At 34.2% G+C, this 1,037-nt stretch carries 1 protein-coding gene; it reads right to left on the bottom strand.

What is annotated here, in order from left to right; translation table 11 throughout:
- Positions 1 to 770 precede the first annotated feature (770 nt).
- On the bottom strand, positions 771 to 1,037 hold a 267-nt coding region (locus Q368_RS26855; protein ID WP_211249816.1), incomplete at its 5' end, for a hypothetical protein.

Raw genomic sequence — 1,037 nt, 5'->3', positions numbered from 1 at the left:
TTCGATGCAATAGGCATGGTTAGGTCTCCTTCGTTTTTGATGTCGTAGTTTCGGAGTTGATCGTATCTCAAAAACAAAGGATGTCAACAGAAGTCCTGCGAAAGATGATTAATCATTTTTAACGGCAAAAGATGCAATTGCGCCAAGCGGACAAATACGGATCAATAAGATAGTCCATACCCGTAAGGGGGGGCGCTTAGCGGGTAGCGTCAATATTTTCGAAGGAAGGCTAGGTCGAGAACTAGGTTGCTGGATTCACTACTTGCGTCATGTGGCAGAAAAGCGAAAAGACGCCCATTTCTGATCGTCTTTCACAATAATTTCAGCATGTTGTTAAAGACAGAGGGATTTTGAACTTGGAAGGAACAAATGATTATTTTTTAACATATTGAAATAATAAGTTAAATGCTTTGATTGATGGCATGGAAACTATTAAAAAAAGCATTAACGGTGGCGTATGAAATTGTCGAAATCAATTGACCAGTTAAGCAGTTTTTCTTTGAACAATCAGTTGCTTTTGAGTGTGTCTAAAATCTTATTTAGTGCTCTGTTATTATCAAGTGTGATCATCAAAACTCCAAAAGTCGTACATAAAATACAAAATCCTATGAGTATTAGAAAAACTGCGATAAACCCTTCATCTAAAGTTATCCATAAAAACTGCGTCTTTAGTATGCGGGCTAAATATATTGACCCTCCTATGACAAGCAAGAAATTTATTATAAAAAGATAAAAAACAATTTGCTCAAAAACAAAAATAATAATTTTTCTCATCTTTTACTACCACCATCGCTTCGGTCAAGCGTCTTGTTTGTTGTATTTTTTAGCCAATACGAAACATTCCACACCACATGGTGAATTTTATTGACGATTATTTCAATATTATTTGCTGTTGAGTTAGAAACAAATTGGCAATTATCAGAATCTGTAGATATGGAGTATATCGAATTAATTATTTTTGTTGTTTTTACTATAAAACTTTTAGATATTAAATTTGTGTCGCTTGTAAACGTAGAGTAATTATACAGGGTCCAAAC

Source organism: Solidesulfovibrio alcoholivorans DSM 5433 (assembly GCF_000702665.1).
Lineage (GTDB): Bacteria > Desulfobacterota > Desulfovibrionia > Desulfovibrionales > Desulfovibrionaceae > Solidesulfovibrio > Solidesulfovibrio alcoholivorans.
Note: the sequence above shows the minus strand (reverse complement) of the source record. Positions and strands in the feature narration are given on the sequence as shown.